Consider the following 17,940-nt stretch of genomic DNA (forward strand, 5'->3'; position numbering starts at 1 on the left):
TGGCGGAGAAAACTATCCTGACGACATTCCACAGAATAATCGGGCAAATTGTAGTGGGGCTTTGTGACGAACCAATGACATAAGGGTAATGAATGTGCCCACGAATCCGTCATGCCAATGATGAATGCTCGGCCATCAATAAAAAAACGCTTTCGCACAGCCTGCCGATGCGGCTTTTTTGCGGAGGATGCAAGCGGTTAGCGTTGTTCAGGCGGTATGACCTTAATCGCTGCCGCAAAAAGCGCATGCGCAACGGGATCAACTGGCCGGTGTTTGATAGTGGTACTGGCAGGATCTTTTTCCAGATAATTATCGCCCTTCAGATTTTTGGCCGGTCTGATTGGTCGCGGGGTAAAACCGCCGCCGCAGTTGGGGCAGACATTCTGTATGACTTCATCGACGCAAGTCGCACAAAACGTGCATTCGTAAGAGCAAATACGAGCTTCCAGTGACGCAGGCAATAGCGCTTTATTGCAGTGCTCACAGGTAGGTCTGAGTTCAAGCATCGTGCTTCCTTGAGTTAACTAAAAATAGGGGCGGAATAGTCGTAAAGGTCATCGCCATTTACTTGCAGGATTTTTCCGATAACGCACTAGCATAGTTGAATTTTGATGCTAAAAAGTGGCAAAAAGTGAATAAAAATTGCCATCCGACATCAACATCCCCTAACATACAGACAACACTTATCATCGCTCTCAAGGAGTTCAGCCATATGCTTTGGCTTTCGTTTGCAAAAACCTTTGGATTATTCCTGTTGACGGCGGTCGCTGAGATACTTGGTTGTTATCTGCCGATGTTGTGGCTAAGCGGTAAAGGCTCGGTCTGGCTGCTATTACCTGCTGCGCTTAGCCTGACCGCGTTTGTGTGGCTGCTGACGTTGCATCCATTTGCCAGTGGTCGGGTTTATGCTGCGTATGGCGCGGTCTATATTGCGGTGGCGATTCTATGGTTATGGAGCGTCGATGGCGTTACGCCACGCTGGACTGATCTGCTAGGCGCAGGGTTGGCATTAAGCGGTGCCGCAGTCATCGCAATGGGATCGCGGGCATAACGTTTTTATCTATTCAGTATTGTTTAGTTGTTGCTTGGTTATTGGGTTTATCAGCGGTTATTTCACCATCAGGGAGTATGAGTGAGAAAACAAATTACCCGTATCGCGCCGCTACAAACTACTAAAGTTCTGGCGGTTCTGTATTTTTCTATCTCGCTACCGTTCATCATTCTTTCGAGCTTGATAATGCTGGCAATGCCCGGCACCGGAGGATTTTCAATTTGGTTTCTCTTGACGCCGATAATGTATGCGGTATTCGGCTTCCTCTTTACGCTGTTCGGTGCCTGGGTCTATAACAAGGTGGCACCCCGCATCGGTGGAATTGAATTTACCACCTCAGAGGTTGAGAACGCCTCAACCTCCTTGTAAATAGCGGATCGAACGGATCGATAAACCGAGGAACCCTGACAGCTTAAGGTTCCTCGCTTTAATAGGACATTCAGCAACACACCTCGGCTTAACTAATACAGCTTAACGTATGCCGATCATCGCCAATCCCGCAGCAAACACCAGGTACAACACCCCGAACAATGCCAGACGACCGCCAGTCAGCATCTGTTTGCGCAACAATATATACAAGCCTGCGATAGAAATCATCGTGATTGCGCCGGCCCAAATCAACGCGCCATCCAACATCCAAGGCGTGAAGATCAGTACCAATGCGGTCGGGATTGTGGCCTGTATCATCATCGCGCCGCTGATGTTGCTGAGCGCCAGCGTTTGCTTGCCTTGACGTACCCAGATAACCGCATTCAGAATTTCCGGCAGTTCTGTCGCAATCGGGCTGAGCAATAAAGCGACCAAATGCGGCGAAATGCCTAGCCACGGTGCCATCGCTTCGAGTTGCGCCACAAATAATTGTGAGCTGAGAAAAATCACGACTAGCGCCACCAACGTTTGCAAAGCCGCCCAGCCGAGCGCGGGTTGTGGATCGTGCGGACGGAATTTCAGTGGTTCAAGATCGTGCACCTCAACATCGGCACCATCTTCTTTGCTGATCTCGCCCCAGATATAAACACCGTAAGCCAGCAAGAACACCAGTCCTAGCCATGGTTTGAACGCAAAGGCGATCAATCCGAGAGATATTTTGAGGACAAAAATCCCCATGAACCATGCCTGATCGCGACTTAAACGCGCGCCGTCAGCGGCGGATAACAGAATATTGCCGAGTTTTTTGCGATTCAGAATAAACATCAGACCAACTACCGCGTAGGCAATCGTGCTGAGCGCCAAAGGGCCGCCCAACGCGGCGCCGACGCCGATGTCTTTATGCGCAGCATCACGACCAAACACCACAGCTACAAACGTGACGACCGTTTCCGGCAACGCCGTACCGAAGGCCGCTAGCACCGTGCCGACTGCGCTTTGGGCCACGCCGAGACGCCGCCCTACCCACTCGATACTGTTGACGAAATACTCACAAGACAGATAAATGACAATCGCCGAGCCCAACAGCAATGCGATGGTCAATGTCATGCCGACACCTGTGGACGACAAACAGCGCGAACAAACAAGGACTGCGTTAAAGAGACAAGCGGAAATACAGCGGAGGATATTACTGGCGAACAACAAGGCTTAAACATAACGAGACATCCTGAGGGCCGGGCGCTGACAAATGGCACAATATCTTTGCCCGGCCGGGTAAAGACAATGTACCAAAGGTCTGGCCAAACCTGACGGTCGCGTATGCCATGACGATAAGCGTCAAGTATGTTGACATACGCTCATTGCAACTGATGAATGGCTGCAAGAAGGCTACTCCCCTAAGGAAGCGCCGATATTAGCATTAAAATATTGCGACTGGCAATCGTGAAAATAATTTTTATTCACCAGTATCCTTGCTAATTTCACTGCTCGGCGCTTGGTATCGATATTTACCACTCGCCAAATGGGGTGATTCAGGGAAAAGTCGTCACAAACAGCTAAAATGGCGGCAGCACGAATTTCAGGCTTATTTTTCATTGTTTTTTTGCCCATAGATATTTGACGTTACGCCACCCGTCCGGCGCAAGCAACGTCAGACCATCCTAATGCAACATTTTTAGATTGGAGCGCATTGTCATGAAATGGACAGTGATTTGCATTTTTCTTTTATCAGTTATCTACGTGCACTTTCGCGGCAAAGTACGGATGCCGTTTTTCCGCCAGTTGTTCGACCATTCGTCGATCATGGCGCCGCTGAATATTTTGATGTATATCTTTTCCAAAGTACCGACGAATACGGCCTATTTGCCGACCAGCACTTTCAACGATTTGAAAATACTGGAAGACAATTGGGAGACCATCCGCGACGAGGCGCAAGCGCTGACTGGAATGGAAAAAATCCGAGCCGCTGAAAAGAATGACGACGCCGGTTTCAACTCGTTTTTCAAAGCCGGTTGGAAACGCTTTTATCTCAAATGGTATGACGCGAGCCATCCATCGGCAGAACAATTTTGTCCGAAAACGGTGGCGCTTTTGCGCCGCACGCCTAGCGTAAAAGCGGCGATGTTTGCTGAACTGGCACCGGGTGGAAAACTAAATTTGCATCGTGATCCTTTTGCCGGATCGATGCGTTATCACTTGGGACTGATCACGCCCAACGATGATCGTTGTTTCATCGAAGTCAATGGCGAGCGCTATAGCTGGCGCGATGGTCAGGGCGTGGTATTTGATGAAACTTATATGCATTGGGCTCACAACGGCACTGACATAAATCGCATCATTATTTTCTGCGATATTGAACGTCCGATGCGCTATCGCTGGGCGCAAGCGGTGAATCGCTGGCTTGGCCGTCATATGATGAGCGCCGCCGCATCGCCGAATGAGACCGGCGACCAGACCGGGGGGATTAACAAATTATTCCGCTTTGTCTGGGCCGCTGGCCAATACCGCAGAGCGCTGAAAAAATTCAGCAAACCGTTGTATTACGTCATTAAATTTGGATTGATCGTCGGCGTTGTTGCGGCGGTAATCTGGTTGTAAGCAAGCAGCGGCATCCAAACCCATCAGACTTTTTGACCAAAGGCGGGAAGGATGCCACTATGATTGTGAAGGCGTCGTACTGAGTTGGTGGGCGCACGCTCCAAGGCGCTAAGATTTTAAATTGTTGTTCCAGTTCTCCCATCCGAGAGCGGATACTTCCATACGGCAATTCTGTTTATTTATCATTTTTGCCCAAGCGCGTATCTTTGGTAAATCGAAGTCCCCCTCAGCAATTTTTTCTTCAGGTTGCGACTTACTGTCAAGATAACTATACAAAACGTTGATGGATTCGCGTCCAATCCAGTTGGCGAAATTGACATGAACGGCGTGGATGGCCTGGCGAGTTGATTGAAATTTTCATGACGGGCAAGATGAAGATTATCTGCAATGGCGCTACGATGTATTTCTAGCGGCGCATATCTTGGGCTAGTGGGGATAACGGATGACGCGCATACTTTTGGCATAGACCTATTAAACCCGTGAGGCTGCTAAGGCGTCAAACTCCTGATCGTAATGCCGCATAAGCTTAGCAGTTTTCGTTTGCTGGTGATTATGGGACTGCATAAAATTTACCCAGTTACGTACCGCATTCGTATCAAATTTATCTTGGTGCCCATGCAATAACGCCTCAAGTTTGGGCTTGCTACGCCGATAGTCGAAATAGAGCCGCTTAAGGGTTGACGAATCACGCCCCTGACCAGTCCGCTTTGATAATAAAGCCATAGAAAAATGGAGAGGCTTAGCATCGTCTCTGCAAACAAAATGCACCAATGCGAGTATGACGATAATCACTTTGTGACCGTCGTTAATCATTTGTTTAGTACGTCCAAAATACATTTGATAAGGACTCATATTGGAGAGAAAGTCCGGCGCTTCGATGGTTTCCCTCATTAACGTAACCAGTTGCCTCAGTTGATAAGAAGTCAACAACGCAGGTGCCCTGATTTGACTGTGTGCTTTGAGTTTCTCAGGCAAAGTAAATTGCCAGGCAGCCGTCTCTATTTCCACAATGCGTGTCTGAATATCCGCTGTGTCCGTTGTATATCCCAAAGAATCAAAAAAATTTCCCATTACCGATGCTGTAAAACATGTTGATAAATGTCCTACTACCGCATCTGCTTCTTCCGTTGAAAAACTGTCCGCTGCCAAGAGTCTTGCGAACACGTTAGAGTGTGGCGTTCGCTCCTCAAAAACAGTATTTTTGATTGGTATTTTGCCAACAGAATGAGGGAGACGCAGTAAATCGGCAATGCTTAGAGACGAGTTTGCCTGTTCTGATAACGGCATGACGGGGGCTTCAACCGATGCAGGTGACATTTGACTGATAGATACATTGGAAGCTGAATATAAATTGTCGGCAAGCGTGCTGCTCGGCATGTGCTTTGGAAATGGCATAGTTCGTAAGGTAAACGAACTAACTGATGATGCTGTTATTTTTGGCATGGGCGAATCGCTCTGCGGCTTTTGATCAAAAAGTAAAGTAAGGGACACGCAACAATCGCCGCAACTTCCGACAATCCTGGGCTAAGAAATTTCCGCCATTTTCTCAACTTTACAATCCTCATACTTTAACATTCTGACCAAAAAAATAGGGGCATGCATCTGCCCCTATATCATCCCGGCCAAAGGCTTAGGCCATTAACGCGATGGCAAAATCTTTCCGCTGACGCTGCCAAACCCTACCCGATAGCCATCGCCCTGACACCAGCCTGTCATCGCAATTTCATCGCCGTCCTGAATAAAGCCACGTTGCACGCCGTCCGCCAGCGTTAAGGGTTTCTGCCCATTTTTGGTCAACTCTAGCAAGCTGCCAAATGCGTCCGGGGTGCTGCCGCTGATCGTGCCGGAGCCCATCAAATCGCCTACTTTCGTATTACAGCCAGAGACGGTGTGATGGGCGAGTTGTTGCGCCATGGTCCAGTACATCGCCTTGAAATTGGTCTTGCAAATTGTCTGTGGCAACCCCGACTTATCTTCAGCCGCGGTCAAGGTCACTTCCAGCGCAATGTCATAACCATTATCGGTGTGCTGCTGCAAGTACGGCAGCGGCGCGGGTTGCTGCGCCGGACTGGCAACGCGAAACGGTTCCAGTGCTTCCATCGTTACGACCCAAGGTGAGATCGATGTGCCGAAAGACTTACTGTTAAATGGTCCGAGCGGAACATATTCCCATTGCTGCAAATCGCGTGCACTCCAATCGTTGAGCAGGACCATGCCAAAAATATGCTGCTCCGCCACGTCAATATCAATCGGCTCACCCAACGCATTTGGCTGACCGACAAAAAATCCCGTTTCCAACTCGAAATCAAGCTTACGGGATGAGGCAAAAATGGGCGCGTCGGCGTCAGGCAATTTTAACTGCCCTTTTGGTCGATGCAAGTCGGTACCGCTGACCACGACAGAACTAGCGCGGCCGTTATAGCCTATCGGGATGTGCAACCAGTTTGGTAGCAATGCGTTTTCTGGATCGCGAAACATTGATCCGACATTGGTGGCGTGTTCTTTGGACGAGTAAAAATCGGTATAACCCGCGATGTCTATTGGCAAATGCAGCGTGACGTGATCTTGCGGCAACAGCGCGTTGGCACGCAGCGCCCGATTATCGCGTAACACCGGGTTATCATCGCGCAGCAATTGGCTGACCGCATCACGCGTAGCGCGCCAGGTCGCGTGACCTAGCGCGACAAATTGGTTCAGACTGCCACTCCGGAATATTTCTGACGGCACCGGCAGCAAATCAGCATCAGCCAAAATCGCCAAATCCAAGACGCTATCGCCGATGGCAATCCCTGCCCGCAGCGTCGGGTCTGCGCCGGTGCTGAAGATACCGTAGGGCAGATTTTGAATCGGGAAATGGGATTCTGGCGTCGTTGCTATAAAAGACTTCAGCTTAGGATCGTTCGCTTGCATGGGGGACTCCGTTATCGGGTAAAAGTGTTGCCTGCATGATTATCTTGATAAATGCGCTTTGCGTTTGAGTGACACTTACGGTTGCCCGGTAAAATTCTTTTTTAGTCCGTGCCAGCAAGTCAGATAGTCCTTTTGCAGCAGTGGTGTATCGAGCGCAAAACGCGTCGGGTGAATCACGTAACGGCTTTCAAACATGAAGGCTAAAGTATTGTCGATGCGGTGCGGCGCTAATGTTGCAGCGCTGGCTTTTTCAAAAGTTGCAGCATCGGGACCATGACCTGTCATGCAATTATGCAGACTGCCCCCGCCGGGCGCGAAACCTTCTGCTTTGGCATCATACGCACCATGAATCAGGCCCATGTATTCACTCATGATATTGCGGTGAAACCATGGTGGTCTGAAGGTGTTTTCAGCGACCATCCAGCGCGGCGGAAAAATCACAAAATCAACATTGGCGGTGCCTGCCAAGCCGGACGGCGATGTCAGTACCGTAAAAATGGACGGATCGGGATGATCGAAACTGACCGTGTTAATCGTATTGAAATGACTTAAATCATACTTGTAAGGCGTGTAATTACCATGCCACGCGACCACGTCCAGCGGTGAATGGCCAATCGCCGCCGACCATAACTGACCGCCAAACTTTGCTACCAATTCAAAATCGCCTTCGCGATCCTCAAAAGCAGCGATCGGTGCTAAAAAATCACGTGCATTCGCCAGGCCGTTGGAGCCAATCGGCCCCAGTTCCGGCAACTCGAATTGTGCGCCGTAATTTTCGCAGATATACCCACGGGCTTCGCCATCCGGCAGCACCATCCTAAAGCGCACACCGCGCGGGATGATTAAAATTTCACCCGGTTTAACCGCCAGTACGCCGAATTCGGTATGCGCCAGCAAGCGCCCTTGCTGCGGCACAATCAGCAACTCACCATCAGCATCATAAAAAAAACGGTCCTGCATCGAGCGATTGGCGACATACAAATGTATCCCTATGCCGACCTGCCCTGCCGCGTCGCCATTCCCTGCAATGGTGGTTAAACCATCGACAAAATCGGTCGCTTGCGCCGAGGCAAGCAACGGCAACGGATCCCAGCGTAGTTGGTTAGGCGAAGCGGCAACTTCATTAAAGGGTGCGCTGCGGAATAAGCCCTGCACGCCATGCGCAAGTGGCTGAAAGGCGTGATGCATGGCACCGGGACGTATACGGTATAGCCATGACCGACGATTGTGGGCGCGCGGCGCGGTAAAGGCGGTGCCGGAAAGTTGCTCGGCATACAGGCCATAGGCGACTTTTTGAGGCGAATTCTGGCCAGCTGGCAGCGCACCGGGCAACGCTTCAGTGGCGAAGTCATTGCAAAATCCCGATTGATATTGATAGCGCTCAAGATCGTTCTGGGCGGACGCGGGCTTTGATTCGGACATTCTTCGTCTCCTGATGCGTTATTCGAGGAAAACCGTAGGTTGTTTTGCGGCATCATCCGCATGGCTTTTACGCATTATGCACATTTTTCATTTACAGAAAAATAGATAATAATTAAAATCATTTTTTAACATTACTAAATAATAGCGAATAGCGCGTCAATCTATGGATCGCCTCGAATCATTACGTGTATTTTGTCAGGTCGTTGAGCTGAATAGCTTTAGCCGCGCTGCCGAACAATTGGAACTATCGAATGCATCGATTACCAATCATATCGCTAGTTTGGAAAGACATTTTGGCGTCCGTCTTTTAAATCGGACGACGCGTAAATTGTCGCTGACCGATGACGGCCATCGCTGTTATCAACGGGCGCAGCGGTTACTGGGCGACATGATTGAATTGGAAGATACATTGCAGGGTTCACGCGCAACGCCACAAGGCGTTTTGCGGATTGATGTTCCGACCGTGATCAGTCGGATTTATCTTGCACCGGCATTATCGCGTTTTACCGCCCGTTATCCTGACCTGACATTGCGGGTGAATGTCAGTGATCGGATGGTGGATATGGTAGAGGGGCGGGGCGATGTCTGGATGCGTATCGGTGAACTAAAAGATTCCAGCATGGTGGCGCGGCGGGTATATCAAACCAAAAATATTTGCTGTGCTGCGCCGGACTTCCTGCGGCGTCATGGCATCCCGGCCACGCCGCAGGATTTGACGCGCTTTCAGTGCCTGTCCTTTATCCATCCCAGTACTGGTCAAAATGTGCCGTGGACTTTCAGTAAAGGTAAGCAGCAAATTGAATGGACGCCGCAAACCAGCATTTCAATCAATCACGCAGAATCATTGATCCATGCTGCCAGTAGTGGTGCCGGGATTGTGCAATTGTTGTCGCTGTCGCTCAACCCGGCGATTCGTAGCGGCTTGCTGACGCCGGTGCTGACAGACTGGAGTACGGCCGGGCCACCGGTATCAGTGCTGTATCACCACAGCCATCAGTTGTCCGCCAAGATCCGTGTGTTTGTCGATTTTGTGACGGAATTGTTTGCTGAAATCGATTTAGCCGATTGAACCGCCATCATGCACCGACATAGAATCGGCCATCGCCACAATCACTTTACGCGGGCCTTTAAAGGGTGCACGGGCATGCGCGGCTAGCATGTTATCGAGCATCAGTACGTCACCCTGCTGCCACGGCAACACTACTTTGTGCTTGTCCAGAATGGCGCGGACATGGTCCAGTTCCGCATCGGCAATCTGGCTGCCATCGCCGTAATAGACATTGCGCGGCAAATTTTGCTGACCAACACTGTCGAGTAATAATGCGCGTGCCTCCGCATCCAGCGTAGAAAGATGAAATAAATGCGCCTGATTAAACCAGACTGCTTCGCCTGTGACCGGATGCTGTGCGACTGCTTTGCAGCGTTGGCAGGTTCGCAATTCACCATCGTCTATCCACTCAAACGCAATACCCTGCTGCTGGCAATAAGCCTCTACTTCTGCCTGGCTATCGGTATTGAATACGCGCTGCCATGGCAAATCCAGCCCGTTGCCGTAATTCCGCACGTACATCAGACCTTTTTCGATAAAGCGCTGGCGGATTTCAGGGGCAATATCGCGATACACGGCACGGCTATCAGCAATTGCTGCATCACCGCCAGCGCGTGCAGCAAGGTCGCAATACAGCCATAGTTTCATTGGCCATTCGCGTGTATAAGCTTGCGCGTTGTGCAGCGGGATAGGCTGATGCGCCGGATATTCAGTAAAAGTATAAATGCCGCCACCGACCTTGCTGCGCGGCGTGGCACCACATTCATAATTCAGCAGAGGATGACCAAACGAGCGCGCAAAGTCTTTAAACCCTGCGGCCCCGCCGATGCTGAATCCGGTAAATAAAATCGCACCGGCCTCTAGCAGATGCGTCTCTACTAACGCGTGCAGCTGCGGTAAAAGGTCAGCGACATTAATGCCGGGCACCACTGCACGGACGCGGAGGGGGAAGCCCGCCTCGATATGGAGGCCCATCGTTTCAATTGCTTGAATTTGCATTTCAGACAGCTCCAAAAATAGGCGCGCCTAAACATAACGACGCGGACGAGATTGAAGAACTATATCTCAAATACGAATGATTCCCAATAGCATCATGGTCGATACCTATCTTCCGCTGCTGTGTTGTGCGCTGTCAATTTCCTTTGCTTCAGCCATTAAGTGCATTACGGCAACACAAATGTTTGATTTTTTTGCTATGGTGCACTCTGACGACGATTACAGGGGAGATGCTGATCGATCGCCTATGATTGTCCTCGACATGCTGTTGAGGTCAGCTGAGAAGATTTTTAATGCTTGTAAAGTTTTATACCAACAATGTCAGCAGTGGCATAAAAGGAAAAAAATGCATTGGTTATATTTAGGTATTGCTATCGTTGCAGAAGTTATCGCTACCAGCGCCTTAAAAGCGAGTAACGAGTTCACCCGATTGATGCCCTCCATCCTTGTTGTCATCGGTTATCTGATTGCATTTTACTTTTTGTCGTTGACGCTACGCACGTTGCCGGTCGCGGTGGTGTATGCGATGTGGTCGGGGATTGGGATTGCACTGATTGCGCTGATAGGCTGGTTCGTGTTCAAGCAAACACTGGATACACCGGCGCTGATAGGAATCGGACTGATCGTGGCTGGCGTGGTGGTACTCAATGTGTTTTCTAAATCGTCAGCGCATTGAGAACACACCTCCGACTGGCTGAGATGGTCGAACAGGATAATTTGTCTATGCCCTTTAGCAGCGCTTTACTGCCAGACCTGCGCCGTGGTCTGGCAGTGGGGTCTGGCAGCTAATGACGCAAAAAATGGTGACGTCGGCTTAAGCTTCTAATGCTAATAAGGCGAATGTCCCTAGCCAATGTTCGCCCATGTAATCGCCCGAAATATGGGCAATGGCGCTGGCAAAATGATCGTCGGCAGCGGCCATCAAGATTGCAGTGCGGGCGTCGTCAGCAGGCAACGCCCGCGCTATTGAACGCTGGCACCATGCGCGGCTGAAGTTAAGGCCATCCAGGTGGGCGATTTTGCCATCACTGCGGTCAGTGACGGTCGCCGGGATGAATAAAGTAGCGGGTTGACGCTGGGCCAGCCTTGGCAGGAACGCCGTGAACCACCCTTTAAATTCCTCCACAGATAAAACCTGTCGCATCAGTTCTGCCACCATTAACGCTGGCGATAGAAATTCGTCGCCGCTTGGTTCCCATGCCTGACAATCCACGTCCTGCGTATGCCAGCGTCGCGCCGATGCGCAGATTAATGCCTCCAAAGTGGGATCATCATTCGTACGCGCATATTCCAGCGCCAGCGTCATCGCAAAGGCGGTATTGAAATGCGTGCCGACCCGCACCGGATAAGTCGCTTTCGGTAAAAAATTGACGAACAGCGCGGCAAAAGCATCGGCCAATGGCGCCAGAGTTTTAGCCCAACGTTGACCATCAGCGCTATCCAATTTTGCCAATGCTGACTGCAAAGCCAGCAACCAGCCCCAGCCATAAGGACGTTCAAAGCCAGCGCGTGACGGTGCTGCCAGATAGGCTAGTTCGCCTTTGACATTTGCCTCAGTCAACTGGCGATCAAATACCGCACGAATCGCCGCTGCTTCTGGCAAATCAGGATAGCGATCCAACAAGCGCACCAGCAACCAATAACCATGCACGCAAGAATGCCAGTCGTAACTGCCGTAAAAAATCGGATATAACGCACGCGGGCTTTGCACATCTGCGGCGCTGTTGAGCGAATGCGTGAGCTTGTTTGGATACTCTTGCGTCAAATGACCAAGCACCATATTGGCGAAGCTTGAGGCCAGCTCCGGCGTTAATTGATGGGTTTTCTGCATTATTTGAGTCATTATTTTTCTTTCGATATTGTGCCTTGATGCAAAAAAGGAGATCAGTTTAAGACGGCCACAATGGCGGCTCATCCATCAGCGCAATCTGTTCGCGCAATTCCAACACCCGATCCTGCCAATAACGCTGCGTGTTAAACCATGGAAAAGCGACTAAAAACGCGGGATCATCCCAGCGCCGTGCTATCCAGGCAGAATAATGAATCAGGCGCAAAGTCCGCAACGCTTCAATCAGATGTAGTTCACGCGGATCGAAATCACAGAAATCCTCATAGCCAGCCAACAGGTCCGCCAATTGCCGCACCATATCCTGGCGCTCGCCTGACAACAGCATCCATAAATCCTGCACCGCCGGTCCCATGCGGCTATCGTCAAAATCCACAAAATGCGGCCCCGCATCGGTCCAGAGCACGTTGCTGCCATGGCAATCGCCATGCAAACGCAATGCGCGAACATCGCCAGCGCGATCAAAACAGCGCCGCACGCCTTCCAGCGCCTGCGTTACCGTACTGCGATAGGCCGCCAGCAAATCCTCTGGTACGAAGCCGCTTTCGAGCAAATAATTACTTGGCTCGGTGCCGAAAGTCATGATATCCAACGTGGGTCGACGCTGAAAATTCTTGAGCTGCCCTACCGCATGAATCCGCCCCATAAAGCGGCCTAGCCATTCCAGTGTTGCGCTATCTTCCAGCTCTGGCGAACGGCCACCATGGCGCGGGAAAACCGCGAATCTAAAACCATTAAACTGATGCAAAGTGCTGCCATCGGCGCTGGCAGACGCAGACACGACCGGAATTTCGCGCTCAACCAGCTCTTCTACAAAGGCATGCTCTTCTAAAATCGCGGCATCACTCCAGCGTTGCGGTCGATAAAACTTGGCGACCAGCGGCGGTCCGTCTTCCATCCCAATCTGATAAACGCGATTTTCATAACTGTTCAATGCCAGCAAACGGCCATCGCCATGCAAGCCTATGCTGTCAAGCGCATCCAGTACCGTATCTGGCGTCAGGGTCGAAAATGATGCAGGTGTGAGTAGGTTCATGTCAGCTATTGTAAGCCGCAATATCGTCGCGCCGATCTTAGTTTTGACGAACATACCGAGGTGCGTGGGCTGATGAAGTTAAAGAAAGGACTACACTCATTAAAACTATGGCGCTGTAAAAATGGAATATGGAATTATGGAATGACACTGCGCCGCCGCAATCCGCCGTCGCGCTTGGTGACGTATGCAAATTACTGGTCGGAGCAAGACCTTGCCACCAAAGCGTTAAACTAACGACCAATCAGTTGCCGCTGCACGCTATTTGTTTTTTTACAAGGATGTTGCCTCATGCCCGTCACTGCTCTCAATCACTACAATCTGCGCGCGCCGCACGCCTTGATGCGGCATCTCAGGGATTTTTATTGCGACGTTGTCGGACTAGAACAAGGCGAGCGCCCTGCTTTCACTAGCGTCGGATATTGGTTATACGCAGGCGGTCAGCCTATTTTGCATTTGAGCGAAGCATTAGCTGGCGATGTCAGAAATAATGCGCCCACCACTTTTGATCATGTTGCCTTTACTTGCATCGATCAGGAAGAAATGGCGGCGCGACTGGCAGCGCATCAGGTGCAATACCGGGTTGTGCAAGTGCCCCTAACAGGACAAACGCAATTTTTCTTTCGCGATCCGGCCGGTAACGGTATCGAGTTAAATTTCGCAGCATAGCTGGCGTAACGCTGCATTTACGCCATGCAGAGGATTTCATAGTCACAATTATTTTTAATGTTATTTCGGGGCTGGATGGCATTCAACGTAAAATCCGCCTCCTCAAACGTACATTTACACTTTAAATAGGCATCACAATGGAACTTGACGAACCGCTATCAGATAAAGAATTTGATGAATTAGACGATTTTTTGCTCTCCGATCGCTGCCGCGAAGAGAGCATGACGATGGATACCTTGCACGGCTATCTGACCGCGCTGGTTGTCGGCCCGGAACAAATTTTATTGGGTGAATGGTTGCCGCATGTGTGGGGGCCATCGCTCAAAGATGCGCCGAAGTTCAAATCCGACAAAGAGTTTGAGCGGACTGTCGGCCTGATCGCGCGTTATATGAACGAAATCGCCGTGACGATGGAAGTCGCGCTGCAAGAATACGAACCGCTATTTTGCGAATTCGAGCACGAAGGAAAGCCGCTGCTGGATGGCGAGGCGTGGGCCTGGGGCTTCTGGGAAGGCATTAATCTACGGGCTAAAGCGTGGGAGCCGATCTGGACGTCAAATCTGGCGACTGTAGTTCGCCCACTTTATTTGCTAGGCGCGGAAGAGCTGGAAGAAGAAGAAATGCAGTTGCGCGAAGATCCCGTGCAGCGCCACAAATTGACGGTGGAAGTTGAAGCGGCGATTCCCGAAATTTATCGCTACTGGCTGCCAAATCGTAAATCTGCGGTAAAAACACTCCAGCGCGAAACGCCAAAAGTCGGTCGTAACGATTTATGTGGCTGCGGTAGCGGTAAGAAATTCAAAAAGTGTTGTGGTGCAGGGACTGCTGAGGACTAATCGGGCAAGCCGGGTTTCGGCCATCTTATTTTGAGATATCGTAAAAAAGGACGAAGAATACTTCGTCCTTTTTTCATGCACGCAGATTCAGGCCATCGAAATTACGGCGTTTATTCCTTAATAAAATGCTCGCGGTAGTATTTCAGCTCTTCAATCGATTCCAGAATATCCGCCAACGCAGTATGTTTTTGATGCTTCTTGAAACCGCTGGCCAGTTCAGGCTTCCAACGACGGCATAATTCTTTCAGCGTCGATACATCCAGATTACGATAATGGAAGAATGCTTCCAGCTTAGGCATGCCACGTGCCATGAAGCGACGATCTTGACAGATCGTATTGCCGCACATCGGTGATTTACCGCTCGGCACGTATTTACGCAGGAAAGCGATCAGCTCTCCTTCTGCGTCGGCTTCGGTTACTGTCGAGTTTTTTACGCGTTCGATCAAACCCGAGCGGCCATGCGTACCTTTGTTCCAGGCATCCATGCCATCCAAAAATTCATTCGACTGATGAATGGCAAAAACCGGCCCCTCAGCTAAAATGTTTAATTGCGGGTCGGTGACAACAACGGCGACTTCAATGATGCGCTCGGCGTCAGGATCCAGGCCGGTCATCTCCATATCGACCCAGATCAAATTGAACTCATTTGGGCGGACTGGCGCTTCAACAGCGGCGGCGGTAAAGGATGGCGTAGTTGCGTCGATAGCTTGTGACATAATTGTTCTCTTTACTATTTATTGGGAAACGCGCTTGGGTTACAAATAAGTCCGCATCACTATTTAGACTAGACGCCCCGACGCAGACAGATCGACTGTACGAGGGGCGAAGACGTATAAATAGTTATGCCGACTTACTCACGTCGTCAGTCGCGTATTTTCTCACATAGGGCCCACATGTCTTCACTTGCATTCTCAGTATTATTTGTAGTTTTTTTGGCAATTAGCTTGTCCGTGCGCTTCTGGCTTAGTTCACGTCAGATTCGCCATGTAATACAGCATCGTAGCGCAGTACCGGCAGAATTCGCTGAAAAGATCCTGCTATCGGCGCATCAAAAAGCCGCAGACTACACCGTTGCCAAGACTAAATTTAGTCTTTTTGGCCTGTTTGTGAACGCGGCAGTACTCATCGGCTTTACTTTACTGGGCGGCCTGCAATGGCTTTCCGCCAAGTTATTTGGCTGGGCTGGCCCCGGCATGATCTATCAATTAAGTTTGCTACTGGCATTTGTGCTGATCTCAGGCGCGATCGACTTGCCAATTGAATACTATAAACAGTTCGTCCTTGAAGCCCGTTATGGCTTCAATAAAATGACCCGGAAACTGTTTTTCCTCGATTTATTAAAAAGTAGCGCCATCGGCGCGGTGATCGGCCTGCCACTTGTTTGGGTAGTCCTGACGCTGATGGATAAAGCAGGCGACTTATGGTGGTTTTACGCGTGGCTAGTCTGGAGCGGTTTTCAATTATTGATGCTGGTACTGTTCCCTACCGTTATTGCGCCACTGTTCAATAAATTTACGCCATTGACGGATGACAGTTTACGCGCACGGATTGAAGGCTTGATGCAGCGCGTCGGCTTTGCTTCTAAAGGTTTGTTCGTCATGGACGGCTCAAAACGCAGCGCCCACGGCAATGCTTATTTCTCCGGTTTTGGTGCCAGCAAACGCATCGTTTTTTTCGACACTCTGCTAGCTCGCCTGGCTCCGCATGAAATCGAAGCTGTTTTGGCGCACGAATTGGGCCATTTCAAGCTGAAACATATCGTCAAACGTATTGTCGTGATTTTCGCAGTATCACTGGTGTTTTTAGCCGTGCTGGGCTTTTTGAAACACCAAATATGGTTTTTTACCGGCCTTGGCGTTAATCCACTGCTGTTGACTGACTTGTCGAATAACAATGCGATGGCGCTCATTCTGTTTATGCTGGTACTGCCGATTTTTACGTTTTTGTTGTCACCGCTGTCCTCTATCACGTCGCGCAAACATGAATTTGAAGCAGATGCATTTGCAGCGAAATATACCAATGCCGATGACTTGGTCGCCGCGCTGGTGAAATTGTACGAGGACAACGCATCGACGCTGACCCCGGACCCGTTGCATTCGGCGTTTTATGATTCGCATCCGCCCGCCGCAGTCCGCATCAAAAGATTAATGGAAACAAAATTGATCGCAGCACATGGTTGATCATTACAAACCGAAGCCGGGCAAAGCAGCAAAAACCGGTCACGCGACGGCTATCGGCGTCGTCATTGCCGCCCACGGACGCCATTATCTGGTGCAGGCAACGGTCGATGGCGCATCGTTAAAACTGCATTGCGTCACCCGTGGCAAGAAGAGCGATGTCGCGGTCGGCGACAAGGTCAATCTGAATATGACCTCGCAAAATCAAGCCGTAATTGAGTCTATCGGTGAGCGTCGTAGCCTGTTATATCGCTCGGATCAGTACAAATCAAAGTTGCTGGCAGCCAACGTTTCGCAATTGTTTATTGTGGTGGCGACCGAACCGGGATTTTCTGACGATCTGATTTCGCGTGCGCTGGTGGCAGCTGAAGCGGCTGGCGTGCATGCCCATATCATCTTAAACAAGACCGACATCGTCGCCTCGCTTCCTAGAACGCGGGAGCGATTGCTGCCGTATGCCAGCCTTGGTTATCCGGTGCATGAAGTATCTGCAATTGGCTTGCCTGAGCAGACCGTCGCCACCTTGATGCCGTTGCTGGAAGGCCAATCGACCATCCTGATTGGCCAGTCGGGGATGGGGAAATCATCGCTGATTAACTTGATCGTGCCGGATGCAGATATTGCCACACGGGAAATTTCTGCCGCGTTAGATACCGGCAAACACACCACGACTTTCACCAGACTGTATGAAGTCAATCCGAACACAGACGATGAAACCTACATCATCGACTCGCCGGGATTTCAGGAATTTGGCTTGTATCAACTCAGTGAAGGCATGCTGGAACGGGCGTTTCGAGAATTTGAACCGTTCCTTGGAAAATGCAAATTTTACAACTGTCATCATCTGATCGAGCCTAGCTGTGCCGTTCTTGAGGCGGTACAAGAAGGAAAAATTGCGCCTATGCGCCATCAGCTTTACAAACAACTCTTGCATGAATCTTCGCAAACATTATATTAAAAAGCCGTCAATAAACTGTTGCTTAGGTCG

At 50.3% G+C, this 17,940-nt stretch carries 19 protein-coding genes and 1 riboswitch; of the genes, 9 read left to right on the plus strand and 10 right to left on the minus strand.

All coding sequences use genetic code 11. From position 1 onward, the window contains the following. Nucleotides 1-197 precede the first annotated feature (197 nt). Complete coding sequence (locus C7W93_RS22365; protein WP_108442536.1) at nucleotides 198-506, minus strand: DUF1272 domain-containing protein; 309 nt, start codon at nucleotides 504-506, stop codon at nucleotides 198-200. Nucleotides 507-712: 206 nt separating this feature from the next. On the opposite strand from C7W93_RS22365, the gene C7W93_RS22370 reads away from it, so the two are divergent. Next, the gene (locus C7W93_RS22370) at nucleotides 713-1,051 is read left to right on the plus strand and encodes a YnfA family protein (protein WP_108442537.1); all 339 of its coding nucleotides are present in this window, start codon (nucleotides 713-715) and stop codon (nucleotides 1,049-1,051) included. An 81-nt stretch (nucleotides 1,052-1,132) separates the two neighbouring features. Next, nucleotides 1,133-1,420 (plus strand): hypothetical protein, encoded by a 288-nt coding sequence (locus C7W93_RS22375; protein ID WP_108442538.1) that lies wholly within the window; start codon nucleotides 1,133-1,135, stop codon nucleotides 1,418-1,420. A gap of 102 nt (nucleotides 1,421-1,522) precedes the next feature. Here the strand turns inward: C7W93_RS22375 and C7W93_RS22380 are convergent, their stop codons facing one another. Continuing rightward, a complete protein-coding gene (locus tag C7W93_RS22380; RefSeq protein WP_108442539.1) occupies nucleotides 1,523-2,527 on the minus strand; it encodes a sodium:calcium antiporter in 1,005 nt (334 codons plus the stop codon). Between the two features lie 82 nt (nucleotides 2,528-2,609). Beyond that, nucleotides 2,610-2,820: riboswitch (yybP-ykoY riboswitch) on the minus strand. Beyond that, nucleotides 2,807-3,028, minus strand: coding sequence for a hypothetical protein (locus tag C7W93_RS22385; protein ID WP_108442540.1), 222 nt, complete (start codon nucleotides 3,026-3,028; stop codon nucleotides 2,807-2,809). Its footprint overlaps the riboswitch before it by 14 nt. A gap of 84 nt (nucleotides 3,029-3,112) precedes the next feature. On the opposite strand from C7W93_RS22385, the gene lpxO reads away from it, so the two are divergent. Continuing rightward, nucleotides 3,113-4,015, plus strand: a complete 903-nt coding sequence (gene lpxO / locus C7W93_RS22390) for a lipid A hydroxylase LpxO (protein WP_108442541.1) — start codon at nucleotides 3,113-3,115, stop codon at nucleotides 4,013-4,015. A gap of 471 nt (nucleotides 4,016-4,486) precedes the next feature. Here lpxO and C7W93_RS24525 read toward each other — a convergent pair whose 3' ends face one another. From C7W93_RS24525 to hmgA, 3 genes are all read right to left on the minus strand, one after another. Further along, complete coding sequence (locus C7W93_RS24525; protein WP_146177599.1) at nucleotides 4,487-5,506, minus strand: hypothetical protein; 1,020 nt, start codon at nucleotides 5,504-5,506, stop codon at nucleotides 4,487-4,489. 147 nt (nucleotides 5,507-5,653) lie between these two features. Next, nucleotides 5,654-6,925, minus strand: coding sequence for a fumarylacetoacetase (gene fahA / locus C7W93_RS22400; protein ID WP_108442543.1), 1,272 nt, complete (start codon nucleotides 6,923-6,925; stop codon nucleotides 5,654-5,656). 75 nt (nucleotides 6,926-7,000) lie between these two features. After that, nucleotides 7,001-8,347, minus strand: coding sequence for a homogentisate 1,2-dioxygenase (gene hmgA / locus C7W93_RS22405; protein WP_108442544.1), 1,347 nt, complete (start codon nucleotides 8,345-8,347; stop codon nucleotides 7,001-7,003). A 163-nt stretch (nucleotides 8,348-8,510) separates the two neighbouring features. Between hmgA and C7W93_RS22410 the strand changes: the two genes are divergently transcribed. Further along, complete coding sequence (locus tag C7W93_RS22410) at nucleotides 8,511-9,416, plus strand: LysR family transcriptional regulator (RefSeq protein ID WP_108442545.1); 906 nt, start codon at nucleotides 8,511-8,513, stop codon at nucleotides 9,414-9,416. On the opposite strand, the gene C7W93_RS22415 is transcribed toward C7W93_RS22410, so the two are convergent. After that, nucleotides 9,405-10,394 carry a TauD/TfdA family dioxygenase gene (locus tag C7W93_RS22415; protein WP_108442546.1) on the minus strand — a complete coding sequence of 330 codons (990 nt, stop codon included), beginning with the start codon at nucleotides 10,392-10,394 and terminating at the stop codon, nucleotides 9,405-9,407. The two genes, C7W93_RS22410 and C7W93_RS22415, sit on opposite strands and share 12 nt — an antisense overlap. A gap of 343 nt (nucleotides 10,395-10,737) precedes the next feature. Here C7W93_RS22415 and C7W93_RS22420 point away from each other — a divergent pair, with 343 nt between their 5' ends. After that, complete coding sequence (locus tag C7W93_RS22420; protein WP_108442694.1) at nucleotides 10,738-11,067, plus strand: multidrug efflux SMR transporter; 330 nt, start codon at nucleotides 10,738-10,740, stop codon at nucleotides 11,065-11,067. A gap of 138 nt (nucleotides 11,068-11,205) precedes the next feature. Here C7W93_RS22420 and C7W93_RS22425 read toward each other — a convergent pair whose 3' ends face one another. Together C7W93_RS22425 and C7W93_RS22430 are read right to left on the minus strand one after the other, a co-directional pair. Then, nucleotides 11,206-12,234 carry a DUF2891 domain-containing protein gene (locus C7W93_RS22425; protein ID WP_108442547.1) on the minus strand — a complete coding sequence of 343 codons (1,029 nt, stop codon included), beginning with the start codon at nucleotides 12,232-12,234 and terminating at the stop codon, nucleotides 11,206-11,208. A gap of 46 nt (nucleotides 12,235-12,280) precedes the next feature. Next, the gene (locus C7W93_RS22430) at nucleotides 12,281-13,273 is read right to left on the minus strand and encodes a serine/threonine protein kinase (protein ID WP_108442695.1); all 993 of its coding nucleotides are present in this window, start codon (nucleotides 13,271-13,273) and stop codon (nucleotides 12,281-12,283) included. A gap of 288 nt (nucleotides 13,274-13,561) precedes the next feature. Between C7W93_RS22430 and C7W93_RS22435 the strand changes: the two genes are divergently transcribed. Both C7W93_RS22435 and C7W93_RS22440 read left to right on the plus strand, forming a co-directional pair. Further along, nucleotides 13,562-13,939, plus strand: coding sequence for a VOC family protein (locus C7W93_RS22435; protein ID WP_108442548.1), 378 nt, complete (start codon nucleotides 13,562-13,564; stop codon nucleotides 13,937-13,939). A 137-nt stretch (nucleotides 13,940-14,076) separates the two neighbouring features. Further along, nucleotides 14,077-14,775 (plus strand): UPF0149 family protein, encoded by a 699-nt coding sequence (locus C7W93_RS22440; RefSeq protein ID WP_108442549.1) that lies wholly within the window; start codon nucleotides 14,077-14,079, stop codon nucleotides 14,773-14,775. A 110-nt stretch (nucleotides 14,776-14,885) separates the two neighbouring features. On the opposite strand, the gene orn is transcribed toward C7W93_RS22440, so the two are convergent. After that, a complete protein-coding gene (gene orn, locus C7W93_RS22445; RefSeq protein ID WP_108442550.1) occupies nucleotides 14,886-15,491 on the minus strand; it encodes an oligoribonuclease in 606 nt (201 codons plus the stop codon). Nucleotides 15,492-15,668: 177 nt separating this feature from the next. Between orn and C7W93_RS22450 the strand changes: the two genes are divergently transcribed. Both C7W93_RS22450 and rsgA read left to right on the plus strand, forming a co-directional pair. Then, on the plus strand, nucleotides 15,669-16,955 hold the full coding sequence (locus tag C7W93_RS22450; RefSeq protein ID WP_108442551.1) for a M48 family metallopeptidase: 1,287 nt from the start codon (nucleotides 15,669-15,671) through the stop codon (nucleotides 16,953-16,955). Then, a complete protein-coding gene (rsgA, locus tag C7W93_RS22455) occupies nucleotides 16,948-17,910 on the plus strand; it encodes a ribosome small subunit-dependent GTPase A (RefSeq protein WP_108442552.1) in 963 nt (320 codons plus the stop codon). The genes C7W93_RS22450 and rsgA overlap by 8 nt, the downstream gene beginning before the upstream one ends. The last annotated feature ends 30 nt before the right edge of the window (nucleotides 17,911-17,940 follow it).

Source organism: Glaciimonas sp. PCH181 (genome assembly GCF_003056055.1).
In the GTDB taxonomy this organism is placed as follows: Bacteria; Pseudomonadota; Gammaproteobacteria; order Burkholderiales; family Burkholderiaceae_D; genus Glaciimonas.